General features: G+C 65.7%; 13 protein-coding genes. 4 read left to right on the top strand and 9 right to left on the bottom strand.

Annotated features, from left to right (window positions below; genetic code table 11):
• Window positions 1-83 precede the first annotated feature (83 nt).
• From J2T47_RS09750 to J2T47_RS09725, 6 genes are all read right to left on the bottom strand, one after another.
• Window positions 84-350, bottom strand: coding sequence for a hypothetical protein (locus J2T47_RS09750; protein WP_253445305.1), 267 nt, complete (start codon window positions 348-350; stop codon window positions 84-86).
• Between the two features lie 96 nt (window positions 351-446).
• A complete protein-coding gene (locus J2T47_RS09745) occupies window positions 447-1,850 on the bottom strand; it encodes a sensor histidine kinase (protein WP_253445302.1) in 1,404 nt (467 codons plus the stop codon).
• On the bottom strand, window positions 1,847-2,524 hold the full coding sequence (locus J2T47_RS09740; RefSeq protein WP_253445298.1) for a response regulator: 678 nt from the start codon (window positions 2,522-2,524) through the stop codon (window positions 1,847-1,849). Before J2T47_RS09740 ends, J2T47_RS09745 begins: the two co-directional genes overlap by 4 nt.
• 203 nt (window positions 2,525-2,727) lie before the next feature.
• Complete coding sequence (locus J2T47_RS09735; RefSeq protein WP_253445295.1) at window positions 2,728-5,538, bottom strand: FAD-binding and (Fe-S)-binding domain-containing protein; 2,811 nt, start codon at window positions 5,536-5,538, stop codon at window positions 2,728-2,730.
• 211 nt (window positions 5,539-5,749) lie between these two features.
• Entirely contained in the window at window positions 5,750-6,895 is a 1,146-nt protein-coding gene (gene lldD, locus J2T47_RS09730; protein ID WP_253445291.1) for an FMN-dependent L-lactate dehydrogenase LldD, read from the bottom strand.
• Between the two features lie 155 nt (window positions 6,896-7,050).
• Window positions 7,051-8,727 (bottom strand): lactate permease LctP family transporter, encoded by a 1,677-nt coding sequence (locus J2T47_RS09725; protein WP_253445288.1) that lies wholly within the window; start codon window positions 8,725-8,727, stop codon window positions 7,051-7,053.
• Between the two features lie 346 nt (window positions 8,728-9,073).
• Between J2T47_RS09725 and J2T47_RS09720 the strand changes: the two genes are divergently transcribed.
• A complete protein-coding gene (locus J2T47_RS09720; RefSeq protein WP_151188372.1) occupies window positions 9,074-9,850 on the top strand; it encodes an FCD domain-containing protein in 777 nt (258 codons plus the stop codon).
• A 36-nt stretch (window positions 9,851-9,886) separates the two neighbouring features.
• On the opposite strand, the gene smpB is transcribed toward J2T47_RS09720, so the two are convergent.
• Window positions 9,887-10,366, bottom strand: a complete 480-nt coding sequence (gene smpB, locus J2T47_RS09715) for an SsrA-binding protein SmpB (RefSeq protein ID WP_017518965.1) — start codon at window positions 10,364-10,366, stop codon at window positions 9,887-9,889.
• 154 nt (window positions 10,367-10,520) lie between these two features.
• Between smpB and J2T47_RS09710 the strand changes: the two genes are divergently transcribed.
• Window positions 10,521-10,955: a type II toxin-antitoxin system RatA family toxin gene (locus tag J2T47_RS09710; protein WP_253445285.1), complete on the top strand. Its 435-nt coding sequence runs from the start codon at window positions 10,521-10,523 to the stop codon at window positions 10,953-10,955.
• Window positions 10,948-11,256: an RnfH family protein gene (locus J2T47_RS09705; protein WP_253445282.1), complete on the top strand. Its 309-nt coding sequence runs from the start codon at window positions 10,948-10,950 to the stop codon at window positions 11,254-11,256. Before J2T47_RS09710 ends, J2T47_RS09705 begins: the two co-directional genes overlap by 8 nt.
• A gap of 74 nt (window positions 11,257-11,330) precedes the next feature.
• On the opposite strand, the gene J2T47_RS09700 is transcribed toward J2T47_RS09705, so the two are convergent.
• A complete protein-coding gene (locus J2T47_RS09700; RefSeq protein WP_253445279.1) occupies window positions 11,331-11,867 on the bottom strand; it encodes an outer membrane protein assembly factor BamE in 537 nt (178 codons plus the stop codon).
• Between the two features lie 96 nt (window positions 11,868-11,963).
• Between J2T47_RS09700 and fur the strand changes: the two genes are divergently transcribed.
• Window positions 11,964-12,368, top strand: a complete 405-nt coding sequence (fur, locus tag J2T47_RS09695; protein ID WP_009613072.1) for a ferric iron uptake transcriptional regulator — start codon at window positions 11,964-11,966, stop codon at window positions 12,366-12,368.
• Window positions 12,369-12,444: 76 nt separating this feature from the next.
• Here fur and recN read toward each other — a convergent pair whose 3' ends face one another.
• Window positions 12,445-14,121, bottom strand: coding sequence for a DNA repair protein RecN (recN, locus tag J2T47_RS09690; RefSeq protein ID WP_253445276.1), 1,677 nt, complete (start codon window positions 14,119-14,121; stop codon window positions 12,445-12,447).
• Window positions 14,122-14,158 lie beyond the last annotated feature (37 nt).

The raw sequence follows: 14,158 nt of genomic DNA, 5'->3' as shown, positions 1-14,158 counted from the left end.
ACGAACTGCGGCCTTGCGAATGCCGAAGGCTTCGCCGGCCTTATGAGCGGCGACCGGTTGTGAACCGGCCGCCGCGAGGGCGATCACCCGTTGGCTCCGCCGGCACCGCTGTTGTGCTTGAGCAGTTGCAGGGCCTTTTCGGTCTGCGCGATGCAGGCCTTGGTGTCACCCGAGGCCTGGGCCTGGGCGGCCTTTTCCTGCAGGCGCATGGCCTGTTCCTGGGCCTGGGTGTTGTTGGTGACGGTTTTCACCGCGTCATCGACTTTCTGCAGATTGTCGCTGCACAGGTCGGCGGCAAAAGCCGGCGACGCCAGCAGCGCGGCAGTAATGAGCAGGGCGGCACGTTTCATGGCAGTACTCCTGTCAACTTGACCGTTGTCGCGGACCGAACGAGCGGACCGAACGAGCGGACCGTACAGGGTGGACTGCCATGATTCACGCGGGGTTCAGAGAATCGGCCCGGCGGTCGTCGGAAGTTCGACGCAGACGCCAAGGCCGGCACCGTCGAGCCCTTCGTGCAGGGATATTCGCCCGTGGTGGATTTCCACGATGCGCTTGACGATGGGCAGGCCCAGCCCGCTGCCGTTGCTGCTGGCGACGCTGGGGCTGCGGTAGAAGCGGGTGAAGATCGCCGCCTGTTCGGCCGGTGCCACGCCGGGGCCGTTGTCGCGGACCCAGAGGGTCATGCGGTCGCTGGCGCTCTCCAGGCTGACGGCCACGCGGCCGCCTTCAGGGGTGTAGCGCAGGGCATTGCCGACCAGGTTGGTGAGCATCAGCCCGAGCCACGCCGCAACTCCCCGCAACGTGACCGCCTGGCTATCGAGGGTCAGCTCGATCTGCTTGTCGATGGCCTGCGGCGCGAGATCGGCGATGGTGTCTTCGGCCAGCAGACGCAGGTCCACCGGGGCGAAGATCTCGTGCAGCTCTTCGGCATCGAGCCGTGCCAGCAGGAGAATCTGCTCCATCAGCGCGCTGATTCGTTCGACGCTGCGACTGACCTGCTGCAGCCCATGGGCGTGGGCGGCCGGGTCGGCTGAGCGCAGCGCCACCTGGGCGTGGGTGCGCAGGCTGGCCAGCGGTGTGCGGATTTCGTGGGCGGCGTCGCTGGTCAGCCGGCGCTCGGCCTCCATTGCCGAGTTAAGCCGCTCCAGCAGCAGGTTCAGTTCGTTGACCAGGCTGTGCACTTCTACCGGCGCCCGGCTCAGGGCCAGCGGGTGGAGGCTGTGGGCGCCGCGCTGGTGCACCTGTTCGATCAGGCTGCGCAGCGGTGCCAGGCCCTGGCGCACGCCGAACCACACCAGCACGCCGAACAGTGGCAGGGCCAGCAGCAACGGGAAGAGGGCACTGAACAGCAGCAGGTGCAGGGTCTTGTGGCGGTAGTGCAGGTCCTCGAAGACCCAGATGCGCACTTCGTCGGTGCCGGTCGTGGCCATCTGCAGGACGCGCCAGTTGACCCCGCCGCTGACCAGGTCGGAGAAGCCCGGCGGCTGGGCCTCGATTCCTCTGGGCGGCTTGTGGGTGGCCAGCAGCGGTTGGCCGCGGTACCAGACGGCATAGCCGAGCGTGGCTTCGCGGCGAATCAACGGCAGCCCTTCGATGGCCTTGCGGCTGCGCGCGAGGATTTCCATGGCGTCGCTGGATTGCGGGTCTATCGCGTCGGCGACATCGACCAGGCTCAGGGCGGCCTGGCCGAAGTCGATCATGTCCTGGTCGTAGAGACGGTTCACCTGCTCGCGGGTCAGGTGGTAGGTGAACAGGCCGGCGACCAGCCACAGCAGGGAAACACCGCCGATCAGGGTCAGCAGCAGGCGCCGGCTGATGGAACCGGCGCGGCGTGGCGCGCTGCTCAAGCTCGTGCGGCGCCTTCGGGGCGGTCGATACCGTAGCCGATGCCACGCACGGTGCGGATCAGGCTGTTGCCCAGCTTGCGCCGCAGGTGGTGGATGTGGACTTCGATGGCGTTGCTTTCCAGGTCGCCGTCCCAGCCGTAGAGCGCTTCCACCAGGCGTGCGCGGGACAGCACCTTGCCGCGCTGTTCCAGCAGCAGGCGCAGCAGCGCGTATTCGCGCGGAGCCAGCTCAACCGGTGAGCCGGCCAGGCTGACCTGGTGGGTGGCCGGGTCCAGTGCCAGTTCGCCGTGTTGCAGCAGCGGAGCGGCGCGGCCGGTGTGGCGGCGGGTCAGGGCGCGGACGCGGGCAAGCAGTTCGTCGAGGTCGAAGGGCTTGGTCAGGTAGTCGTCGGCGCCAGCGTCCAGACCGGCTACGCGGTCGGCCACCTTGTCGCGGGCGGTGAGGATCAGCACGGGAGTCAGGTCGCCGCGGCGGCGCAGGCCGCGCAGCACTTCCAGGCCATCCTTGCGCGGCAGCCCGAGGTCGAGGACCAGCAGGTCGAACTCATCGGTGGCCAGCGCCTGATCGGCGGCCACACCATCGCTCACCCAGTCCACGGTGTCGCCTTCCAGACCGAGCCCCGCGCGAATGCCATCGCCCAGCAACTGGTCGTCTTCTGCCAACAGGATTCTCATCTTCATCCCCTCCACCGGCCTGTGCAGCAGGATAGCTGGCGTGATCCGGTTAGGGCAGAGGGTGACAGCGCTCGCTTAACGAGGAGTTAAGGAGACTGACCGGTTTGGCGTGGGGTGAAATCACTCGCGGACGGAGTCCGCTCCTACGTAAGCCGGAGCCTGTAGGAGCGGGCCACGCCCGCGATTCGCCGGCAGGGCCGGCGTCAGACGGGGCGCGCGCGGGTCACGCGATCCACCAGGTAGACCACGCCGCGATAGTCGATGCCGCCATGGGCGGACAAGCCGATCTCGCAGGTGCGGCTGGTGGAGACGCCTTCCTCGCAATACTGCACCGCGTCCTTGAGCGTGCGTAGCGAGTGCGCGTTCAGCTCGGGTGCGGTGAAGCCCTTGTCGCCGGCAAAACCGCAGCAGTGGATGCCCTCGGGGATCACCACTTCGCGGGTGCAGCGCTTGACCAGATCGATCAGCGCCTGGCTTTCGTCCAGGTGCTGGGTGCTGCAGGTGACGTGCACGGCCACTGGCTTGTCCTGCGGCTGGAAGTCCAGGCGCTCGACCAGATGGGTGCGGATGAACTTCACCGGGTCGTAGATTTTCAGCCGGTCATCTGTCAGTTCCTGCACCAGGCGCAGGGTGCAGGGGCTGGTGTCGCAGTAGATCGGGTCGAGACCGCCGCGGCTGGCGCGCAGCAGTTCGGCGAGCAGTTCGTCGCGCTTGGCGTCGGCTTGTTCCTTGTAGCCCTTGGAAGCGAACGGCTGGCCGCAGCAGAGGTTGTCGGCGTTGTCCGGGAAGACCACCTGGTAGCCGGCTTTCTCCAGCAATTGGCGGGTCTTGTCGATCAGCGGCATCTGCTCCTCGTCCGCCGCCGCCGGGCCCATGGCGCGCGATACGCAGGCGGTGAGGTAGACGACGCGCGGCCTGCCGTTGTCCGCAGGCTGCGAAGCGGCGGCCAGGCGCACGGGCTGCGGCATCGCCGGGGTCCATTGCGGTACACGGCCCTTGCTGGCGGAACTGATGGAGGCGCTGAGGCGGGCCAGGCGCGGCGCACCGAGCACCATGCGCGCGCCATTGGCGGCGTGCAGCATGAACTTCGCGCCCTTGAGGGCGGTGGCGAAATTGCGTGCCAGCCACGTGGCGGTGCCGGCGTGGTGCGCCTCCTCACCGCGCAGCTTCCTGATCAGCTCACCGGTGTTGATGTTCACCGGGCAGCGCTGGGCGCACAGGCCGGTGGCGGCGCAGGTGTCGATGCCCTGGTACTGGTAGTCGCGCTCCAGCTCCCTGGTATCGACGCCGGCGCGGCGCTTGGCCTGGATGTCGCGCCACAGGACGATGCGCTGGCGCGGGCTGAGGGTCAGTCCCTTGGACGGGCAGACCGGCTCGCAGAAACCGCACTCGATGCACTTGTCGACGATCTCGTCGGCGGCGGGCAGCGGCTTGAGGTTCTTCAGGTGCAACTGCGGGTCGTCGGTCAGCACCACGCCGGGGTTGAGGATGCCGGTGGGGTCGAGCAGGCGCTTCAATTGCCACATCAGCTGGTAGGCGTCATGGCCCCATTCCAGCTCGACGAAGGGTGCCATGTTGCGCCCGGTGCCATGCTCGGCCTTCAGCGAGCCGCCGTATTCCACGGCGACCAGGTGCGCGACGTCGTCCATGAAGGCCGAGTAGCGCGCGATCTGCTCGGGCGATTCGAAGCCCTGGGTGAAGACGAAGTGCAGGTTCCCTTCCAGCGCGTGGCCGAACAGGATGGCCTCGTCGTAGCCGTGTTTGTCGAACAGCTCGATCAGGCGATTCACGCCTTCGGCCAGCTGTTCGACGGGGAAGGTGACGTCCTCGATGATCACCGTGGTGCCAGTCTCGCGCACGGCACCAACGGCCGGGAAGGTGTCCTTGCGGATGCGCCAGAGCTGGTTGTAGACCACCGGGTCTTCGCTGAAGTCGACCCGCTTCTCCACCGGGTAACCGGCGATGGAGGCGCTGATCTGCGCGAGCTGTTCGTGCAGCAGCGACTGGGTTGCCGCGCGGGATTCGATGAGTAGTGCGCAGGCGCCTTCGGAGAGGCTCTTCACCCACACCGGCATGCCCTGCATGTTCTCCACCGAGCGCAGGCTGCGGCGGTCCAGCAGTTCGACGGCGGACACCGGCTGCTGCTTGAGTACAGTCACGGCCTTGCAGCAGGTCTCCACATCCGGGAAGACGATCAGTGCGCTGGCCTTGTCCGGATGGTCCGGCACGGTGTCGTAGGTCACTGCGCTGATGAAGCCCAGGGTGCCCTCGGAGCCGACCATCAGGTGGGTGAGGATATCCAGCGGTTCGTCGTAGTCGACCAGCGCGTTGAGCGACAGGCCGGTGGTGTTCTTCAGGCGGTACTTGTGGCGAATCTTCGCGGCCAGCTCGGTGTTGGCGCGGGTCTGCCGGCCCAGTTCGGCGAGCTGGTCGAGCAGGGTGCCATGGCTTTCGCGGAAGGCCGCGAGGCTGTCGGGCAACTCGCTGTCCAGCAGCGTCCCGTCGGCCAGCAGCAGGCGCATGCCGGCCAGGGTGTGGTAGCTGTTCTGCGCGGTACCGCAGCACATGCCGCTGGCGTTGTTGGCGACGATGCCGCCGATCTTGCAGGCATTGATCGAGGCCGGGTCGGGGCCGATCTTGCGGCCGAAGGGCGCCAGCCAGGCATTCGCCTGGGCGCCGATGACGCCAGGCTGCAGGCGGATCTGCCTGCCGCCGTCGCGGATGTCGCGACCGTTCCAGTTGTCACCTAGCGCCAGCAGCACCGAGTCGCTCACGGCCTGGCCGGAGAGGCTGGTGCCGGCGGCTCGGAAGGTCACCGCGACCTGGTTGGCGTGGGCGGCCTTGAGCAGGCTGGCGACTTCGTCTTCGCTCTCGACGCGGATCACCAGCTTGGGGATCAGCCGGTAGAAGCTGGCGTCGGTGCCGAAGGCCAGGGTCGAGAGCGCATCATCAAAGCGGCGCTCGCGGGGGATCAGGTGTTCTACCGTGTCGAGGAAAGCGGCAGGGAGGCTCATGGCGGCTCCAGTCATCATCGGTGAGCGTGGACCGCTGGACGGCCCATCGGTGTTCTTTATGTAGAGCGCACCAGGGCGCTTTTTTTGCCTGACGTCTTGCCGGGATATGCCCAGGCATCCGCTTTCGTAGGGCGTATAACGCTTCAGCGTTATACGCCGCGCGGGTGACGGCGGAGAACCCGTTCCGGGTTATGCGCCCTACAAAAGCGGCTCAGGCGCCCAGTTCGCGCACCAGCGAATCACGGGTGATCTCGCCGATGCTCTTGGCGCCGGTGAGCACCATGGCGACGCGCATTTCCTTTTCGAACAGGTCCAGCAGGTTCTTCACGCCAGCTTCTCCGTGGGTTGCCAGGGCGTAGAGGAAGGCGCGGCCGATGAGTACGGTGTCCGCGCCCAGGGCGATCATGCGCACCACGTCGAGGCCGTTGCGGATGCCGGAGTCGGCGAGGATCTTCAGGTCGCCCTTTACCGCGTCGGCGATGGCCGGCAGGGCGCGGGCGCTGGAGAGCACGCCATCGAGCTGGCGGCCGCCGTGGTTGGAGACGACGATGCCGTCGGCGCCGAACTTCACGGCATCTTTCGCATCTTCCGGGTCGAGGATGCCCTTGATGATCATCGGGCCGTCCCAGAATTCGCGGATCCACTCCAGGTCCTTCCAGGAGATCGACGGGTCGAAGTTGGCACCCAGCCAGCCGATGTAGTCGGCAAGGCCCGTGGGATTGCCGCGGTATTTGGAGATGTTGCCCAGGTCGTGGGGCTTGCCCAACAGGCCCACGTCGAAGGCCCAGGCCGGGTGGGTCATGGCCTGCCAGACGCGGCGCAGCGGCGCGTTCGGGCCGCTCATGCCGGAGTGCGCGTCACGGTAGCGGGCGCCGGGCACCGGCATGTCGACGGTGAACACCAGGGTCTTCACGCCCGCTGCCTTGGCGCGCTCCAGGGCGTTGCGCATGAAGCCGCGGTCCTTGAGCACGTAGAGCTGGAACCACATCGGCCGGTCGATGGCCGGAGCGACTTCCTCGATGGGACAGACCGACACCGTGGACAGGGTGAAGGGGATGCCTTTCGCGGCGGCCGCGCGGGCTGCCTGGACCTCGCCGCGCCGGGCGTACATGCCGGTCAGGCCGACCGGGGCCAGGGCGATGGGCATGCTCAACGTCTCGTCGAACAGCTTGGTCTCAAGGCTCAGCTCGGACATGTTCTTCAGCACGCGCTGGCGCAGGGCGATGTTGGCCAGGTCGTCGACGTTGTTGCGCAGGGTGCGCTCGGCGTAGGCGCCGCCGTCGGCGTAGTGGAAGAGGAACGGCGGCAGCTTGCGTTGGGCCGCGGCGCGGTAGTCGGTAGAGGCAGAGATGATCATTGGGCTCTTCCGTTTTGAGAGAAAAATTTTGGATCGAGCGAGCTAGAGCGAGACAAGGCGGAAATGGCCGAGGGAGCGGAGCCTACAACTGTAGGTGAGCATCTCGAGGCCATTTCCAACGCAGTATCGCCGACGCGCAGCCGATCAGCGCTCGGTCAGTGCACCAGCATGCCGGTGAAGATGTACGCCTGGGCCAGGGTGATCAGACCCACCAGGGCGGCGAACATCAGGCTGTGCTTGAGGGTGAAGCGGAACAGATCGGATTCCTTGCCGACCATGCCGGTGGCGGCGCAGGCCACGGCGATGGATTGCGGCGAGATCATCTTGCCGGTCACGCCGCCGCTGGTGTTGGCGGCCACCAGCAGGGTGTCGTTGACCCCGATCTGGTGTGCGGTGGTGGACTGCAGCGAGCTGAACAGGGCGTTGGAGGAGGTATCCGAACCGGTCAGGAACACGCCCAGCCAGCCGAGGAACGGCGAGAAGAACGGGAAGGCCGCACCGGTGCCGGCCAGGACCAGCGCCAGGGTGGTGGACATGCCCGAGTAGTTGGTGACGAAGGCGAAGGCCAGCACCATGCCGATGGAGAGGATCGGCCATTTCAGCTCGATCAGGGTCTCCTTGAAGGTGGTCAGACCAGTTTTCGCGCCGATGCGCAGGATGAACATCGAGACCACGGCGGAGAGGAAGATCGCGGTGCCGGTGGCCGAGACCGGGTCCAGCTTGAACACGGCGGCAATCGGCGTCGGGTTGGCGACGATGGGGGCGGTCTTCACGACCAACTGGTCCAGGTGCGGGATGGCGAAGTTGAACACCAGGTTGTACAGCGCACCGCCCGGGGCGAAGAGCGCCTTGAACGGCTTCAGGGTCCAGATGGTGACCAGCACGGTCAGCACCAGGAACGGCGACCAGGCCTTGAGGATTTCTCCGAAGCTGTAGGGAGTCGGCTCGGCGCTGCGCGGGCCGTTGCCGCCCATGACTGCAGCGCCGCCGGCGGTGGCGACCACTTCACGCTCGCTGGCGGGTTGCCAGACTTTCAGGAACAGGGTCAGGGAAATCAGGCTGACCAGGGCCGAGGTGATGTCCGGCAGCTCCGGGCCGATGAAATTGGAGGTGAAGTACTGGGTGATGGCGAAGCTGCCGCCGGCGACCAGGGCGGCCGGCCAGGTTTCCTTCACGCCCTTGAGCCCGTCCATCATGAACACCAGCCAGAACGGCACGAGGATCGACAGGAACGGCAACTGGCGGCCGGTCATGGCGCCGATCTTGAAAGCATCGATGCCGGTGACCTGGCCTGCGACGATGATCGGGATGCCCAGGGCACCGAAGGCCACCGGCGCAGTGTTGGCGATCAGGCACAGGCCCGCGGCGTACAGCGGGTTGAAACCCAGACCGACCAGCAGGGCGGCGGTGATCGCCACTGGCGCGCCGAAGCCCGCCGCACCTTCGAGGAAGGCGCCGAAGGAGAAGCCGATCAGCAGCACCTGCAGGCGCTGGTCGCCGGTGATCGACAGTACCGAGCTGCGGATGACCTCGAACTGGCCGCTCTTGACCGTGAGTTTGTAGAGGAACACCGCCGCGACGATGATCCAGGCGATCGGCCACAGGCCGTAGGCGAAGCCATAACCGGCGGCGGCGATGGCCATGTCGGCGGGCATGCCGAAGGCGGCGATGGCGATGATGATCGAGAGGGCGAGGGTGATGCTGCCGGCGACGTGGCCCTTGAGGCGGAACACGGCGAGGGCGAGGAAGAAGAACACGATCGGGATGACGGCGACCAGCGCGGACAGGCCGAGGCTGCCGAGCGGGGTGTAGATCTGCTGCCAGGTTTGCATCTGGTTGGCTCCCTAATTGTTTTTGGGTGGAGGGCCTGGTTGCCGGTCGGGCGATTCCGATGCGCTTGTGGCGCGTTGGGCAGACGGTCGACTGATCGCGGCTTGTTGTTTTTCGTGCATGGGTTGTCGTGCAATCCGACTTCCGGTAAATTGGTATGACCAATTTACAAAGCCGAGCGCTCAGGGTAAAAGCCCTGCTGGCGGCGTGTCAATTTGCTGCCCTGCGACTTTTGTCGAGCGTGATCGGAAAGCTGCGCTGGTCTTGTTGCCGCCGCCGGCACTGGTTAGGCTGCCGCGCGCCGCGCAGGTAGCGGCCTGGAGTGAGAGAGCGAAGGAGTTCACCCGCATGAGTTTTGGTCAGGTCAAGCAGCGCCGTCTGTCGGACGATATCGTCGAGCGGCTGGAGGCGATGATCCTCGAGGGCACTCTCAAGGCTGGCGAGAGGTTGCCCGCCGAGCGCGTGCTGGCCGAACAGTTCGGCGTCTCGCGACCGTCATTGCGCGAGGCGATCCAGAAGCTCGGCGCCAAGGGCCTGCTGGTCAGCCGCCAGGGCGGCGGCAACTACGTCAGCGAAGGGCTGGGGTCGATGTTCAGCGATCCGCTGCTGCACCTGCTGGAGAGCAACCCCGAGGCGCAGCGCGACCTGCTCGAGTTTCGCCACACCCTGGAAGGCTCCTGCGCCTTCTACGCGGCGCAGCGCGCGACCGAGGTGGATCACCAGCGCCTGAAGCAGGCTTTCGATGCGCTGCAGGATTGCTATCAGCGGGTGGGCAAGGTCAGTCGCGCGGAAGAAGGCGCGGCGGATGCGGCATTCCACCTGGCCATCGCCGAGGCCAGCCATAATGCCGTGCTGCTGCACACCATTCGCGGCTTGTTCGACCTGCTCAAGCGCAACGTGGTGACCAACATCGGTGGGATGTACGCGCAGCGTGACGAGACCCGCGAGCAGCTGATGCGTCAGCACCGCGAGTTGTACGAGGCGATTATCGGCGGGCACGCGGAAGCGGCGCGGGAGATTTCCCAGCGGCATATCGACTACGTGCAGGAAGTGCTGGCCGAAGTGCAGGCGAAGGAATTGCGCCTGCAACGGGCCCAGCGACGCCAGGGGGCGGTGGACGCCTGATCGACAGCGCGCCCTCTTGCGAGGGCGCGACAGGCGTCAGTCGTCCTTGCCGTGACGAATGGCGCGCTGGATTTCCCGGTCGGAGTCACGCTCCTTCTCGGTGCCGCGCTTGTCGTACTCTTTCTTGCCCTTGGCCAGTGCGATCTCGCACTTGATCAGGTGCTTCTTCCAGTACATCGACAGTGCGACGCAGGCGTAGCCTTTCTGCTGCACGGCACCGAACAGCTTGCCCAGCTCGCGCTTGTGCAGCAGCAGCTTGCGCGTGCGCACCGGGTCGGCGATGACGTGGGTGCTGGCAGTGGTCAGCGGCGTGATGTGGCTGCCCAGCAGCCAGGCTTCGCCATCCTTGAGCAGCACGTAGCTGTCCACCAGCTGCGCCTTGCCGGCGCGCAGGCTTTTCACTTCCCAGCCGGCCAGGGCGACGCCCGCCTCGAAGCGCTGCTCGATGAAGTAGTCGTGCAGAGCCTTCTTGTTCTGCGCGATGGTCCCCGAAGGGTGTTTCTTCTGTTTAGCCATAGGCCGCGCATTATAGGGAGTCGCTCGCCGCACCGCTATCGGGACAGCGTGCGACGGCATGCAAGCTTGAGGGTGTGTGGCTAATCTCGGACAATGCGCGCTGTTTTTTTGAGCAGCGGGCGTATGCAACGCCCCACAACCAAGCGAGACGTCTATGAGCACGCATATCCAGCGTTCGGCGCTGCTGCCCTACCCGGCGAAGGCACTGTACGACCTGGTCAACGATGTGGCGCGCTACCCGGAGTTCCTGCCCTGGTGTTCCGCCTCCACCGTGCTGGAGGAAAGCGATACGGCCATGCGCGCCGAGCTGACCGTGGCCAAGGGCAGCATCACCCAGCGCTTCACCACCCGCAACGTGCTGGTGCCCGGGCAGAGCATCGAGATGAATCTCGAGGAAGGCCCGTTTTCCCAGCTGCACGGCGTGTGGACCTTCAAGGCGCTGGGCGACAAGGCCTGCAAGATTTCCCTCGACCTGACTTTCGACTACGCCGGTGCCCTGGTGAAAGCCACCCTCGGCCCGCTGTTCACCCAGGCGGCGAACACCATGGTCGACGCCTTCTGCCAACGCGCCAAGCAACTGCATGGCTGAATCCGCGAGCATCGCCATCGAGGTCGCCTACGCGTTGCCGGAGAAGCAGGCGCTGCTGCGCCTGAGTGTTCCCCGCGGCACGCGGATGCGCGAAGCGGTGCTGTTGTCGGGCATCGCTGCGCAGTTTCCCGGCCTGGATGTGCAGAGCTGCCCGCTGGGTATCTTCGGCAAGGCGGTAGTCAGGCCCGAAGAGCGTGTGCTGGAGGAGGGCGAGCGCGTGGAAATCTACCGGCCGCTGATCGCCGATCCCAAGGAAGTGCGCAAGCAGCGGGCGGCGCGAGCCAAGGCGGCGCGCGGCTGATTCTTTTGCGCTGATGAAATCGCAGGCAACAAAAAGCCCGGCATTGGCCGGGCTTTTTCGTTGGCGCGAATCCCTTACTGCGGATTCTTGTCCAGCGGTTCCGGAGTCGGGACCGGTACGGTTTCCACCTGGTCGACTTCCTTCTGGATCTGCTCTTCCACGGAGCCGGGCTTGGCCGGTTCTTCCTTGGGCTGCTCGGGCTGCTGCTGCGGAGCTTCCGGAGCCAGTGGCGGGGTGACTCCGTCCTTGCCGAGGATCGACTCGTCGCGGCTGACGCCGGGCATGAAGTCGCCATTCAGGCCGACCAGCTGGTCGTTCTCGCCGAAGTACAGGCTCATGCGCTCCTGCTGGCGCTGACCGCCGCCGGGCTGGATGCTGTAGAGGTAATCCCAGCGATTGGGGTGGAAGGTGTCCACGATCAGGGGGTTGCCCATGATAAACCGCACTTGGCGCCGGGTCATTCCGGGCTTCAACTGGTCTATCATATCCTGCGTTACAACGTTGCCCTGCTGGATGTCGATCTTGTAGACCCCCGGGAACGAGCAACCGGCGAGTGCGGCGAGTCCCAGCCCGAAAGCGAGACTGGTCAGCATGAGCTTGGCGTTTTGCATCAAGGGGTGACTTCCACTATCTTGGCTGAGCGACGAAATCCCGATCATACCTGTATTGAGAGATGCTGCGAAGCATTCCGCGCCGAGAAAGCACACATGGTTGAAAATAGCGAACTGCGCAAAGCCGGACTTAAGGTCACACTGCCGCGCGTCAAGATCCTCCAGATGCTCGATTCCGCCGAGCAGCGCCACATGAGCGCAGAGGATGTTTACAAAGCGCTGATGGAGGCGGGTGAAGACGTCGGTCTGGCCACCGTCTACCGCGTCCTGACCCAGTTCGAAGCCGCCGGCCTGGTGGTGCGCCACAACTTCGATGGCGGCCATGCCGTTTTCGAACTGGCCGACAGCGGTCACCATGACCACATGGTCTGCGTCGATACCGGCGAAGTCATCGAGTTCATGGACTCGGAAATCGAGAAACGCCAGAAGGAGATCGTCAAGGAGCGCGGCTTCGAGCTCGTCGATCACAACCTGGTGCTCTACGTGCGCAAGAAGAAGTAAGCGTACGCAGATGCAGAAACGGCGACCCTCGGGTCGCCGTTTTCATTGGTGCCGCTTTTGTAGGCTTTTGTGTGGGTCAGCCTTGTACGGCCGAGTCGACCATCTTGCGCGCGTGGGCCAGGGATTCCTTGGTCAGGTCCACGCCACCGAGCATGCGGGCGATTTCCTCGATGCGCTCGGCCTTCTTCAGGTTGGCCACGGCGGTGCGGGTTTCGCTGGTGTCGCGGTCCTTGTGCACGAACAGGTGCTGGTGGCCCTGGGCGGCGACCTGCGGCAGGTGGGTGACGGTCAGTACCTGGCCGCGATCCCCGAGGCGGCGCAGCAGCTGGCCGACCACTTCGGCAGTGGGGCCGCCGATGCCAACGTCCACTTCGTCGAAGACCAGCGTGGGGATGCGTGAGGTCTGCGCGGTGATCACCTGGATCGCCAGGCTGATGCGCGACAACTCGCCGCCCGAAGCGACCTTGGCCAGTCCCTTCATGGGTTGGCCGGGGTTGGCGCTGACCAGGAACTCCAGCTGCTCCAGGCCGTTGACATGCGGTTCGTCCGAGCTGGACTGGCGCAGTTCGATGGCGAAGCGCCCGCCGGGCATGCCCAGGCGCTGCATCTCCACCTCGACGGCCTTGGCCAGCTGCGGTGCGGCATCCTGGCGCAGGCGGCTGAGTTCCTCGGCTTTCTCCTGGTAGTGGCGGGCGTAGGCGGCCAGTTCGTCGCCCAGGCGCTCCACGGCTTCGTCGTCGGCATTCAGCGCTTCCAGTTCGTCCAGCAGGCGCTGCTGCAGGTCCTGCAGTTCGTGGGGCTGCACGCGGTGTTTGCGCGCGAGGCTATAGATGGCGTCCATACGCTCTTCCAGCTGCTGCAGACGCAAGGGGTCGGCATCGAAGTGATCGACGAAGCGGTTCAGCTCGCCGATGGCTTCTTCTACCTGGATCTGGGCGCTGGACAGCAGGTTCACCGCTTCGCCCAGTGCAGTCGGCTGGCTCGGAAAGGCGGTGAGGCGGTTGAGGCTGGAGGTCAGCGCCGACAGCACATTGCCGGCGTCGCTTTCACTGCACAGCTCGACGACCTGGCGGCAGGCGGCAATCAGGCTGCCGGCGTTGCTCTGGGTCTTGTGTTCGGCTTCCAGTGACTCCAGTTCGTTGTCACCCAGGCCGAGGTTTTCCAGTTCTTCCAGCTGATAGCTGAGCAACTGATGGCGGGCGCGCTGTTCGTCGCCATTACGCGACAGGCGGTCCAGCTCCTGGCGGGTCTGCTTCCAGCGCTGTGCGGCAAGGTGTACCTGACGCGCCAGGTCCTGGCTGCCGGCGAACTCGTCGAGCAGACGGCGGTGGGTGTCGGCCTTGAGCAGTGACTGGTGCTCGTGCTGGCTGTGGATGTCGATCAGCAGCTCGCCCAGGTGCTTGAGGTCGCCCAGCGGGCAGGGGGTGCCATTGATGTAGGCGCGGGAGCGGCCTTCGGCGGTGATCACCCGGCGCAGGATGCACGGGCCGTCCTGCTCCAGGTCGCGTTCGGCAAGCCAGTCGCGGGCTTCGGCAATCGCGCTGACATCGAAGCTGGCGAGAATGTCTGCCTTGTCCGAGCCTGGGCGCACCACGCCGCTGTCGGCGCGGTCGCCGAGCGCGAGGCCAAGGGCGTCGAGCATGATCGACTTGCCGGCGCCGGTTTCGCCGGTGATCACGGTCATGCCGGCGGCGAGCTCGAGATCGAGGTGCTCGACGATGGCGTAGTTGTGCACGGACAGATGAACCAGCATGGCGGCGGCTCCGCAGAAAGGTCTGGTTATTTATACA

It is taken from the genome of Pseudomonas nitroreducens (assembly GCF_024170165.1).
GTDB lineage: Bacteria > Pseudomonadota > Gammaproteobacteria > Pseudomonadales > Pseudomonadaceae > Pseudomonas > Pseudomonas nitroreducens_C.
Note: the sequence above shows the minus strand (reverse complement) of the source record. Positions and strands in the feature narration are given on the sequence as shown.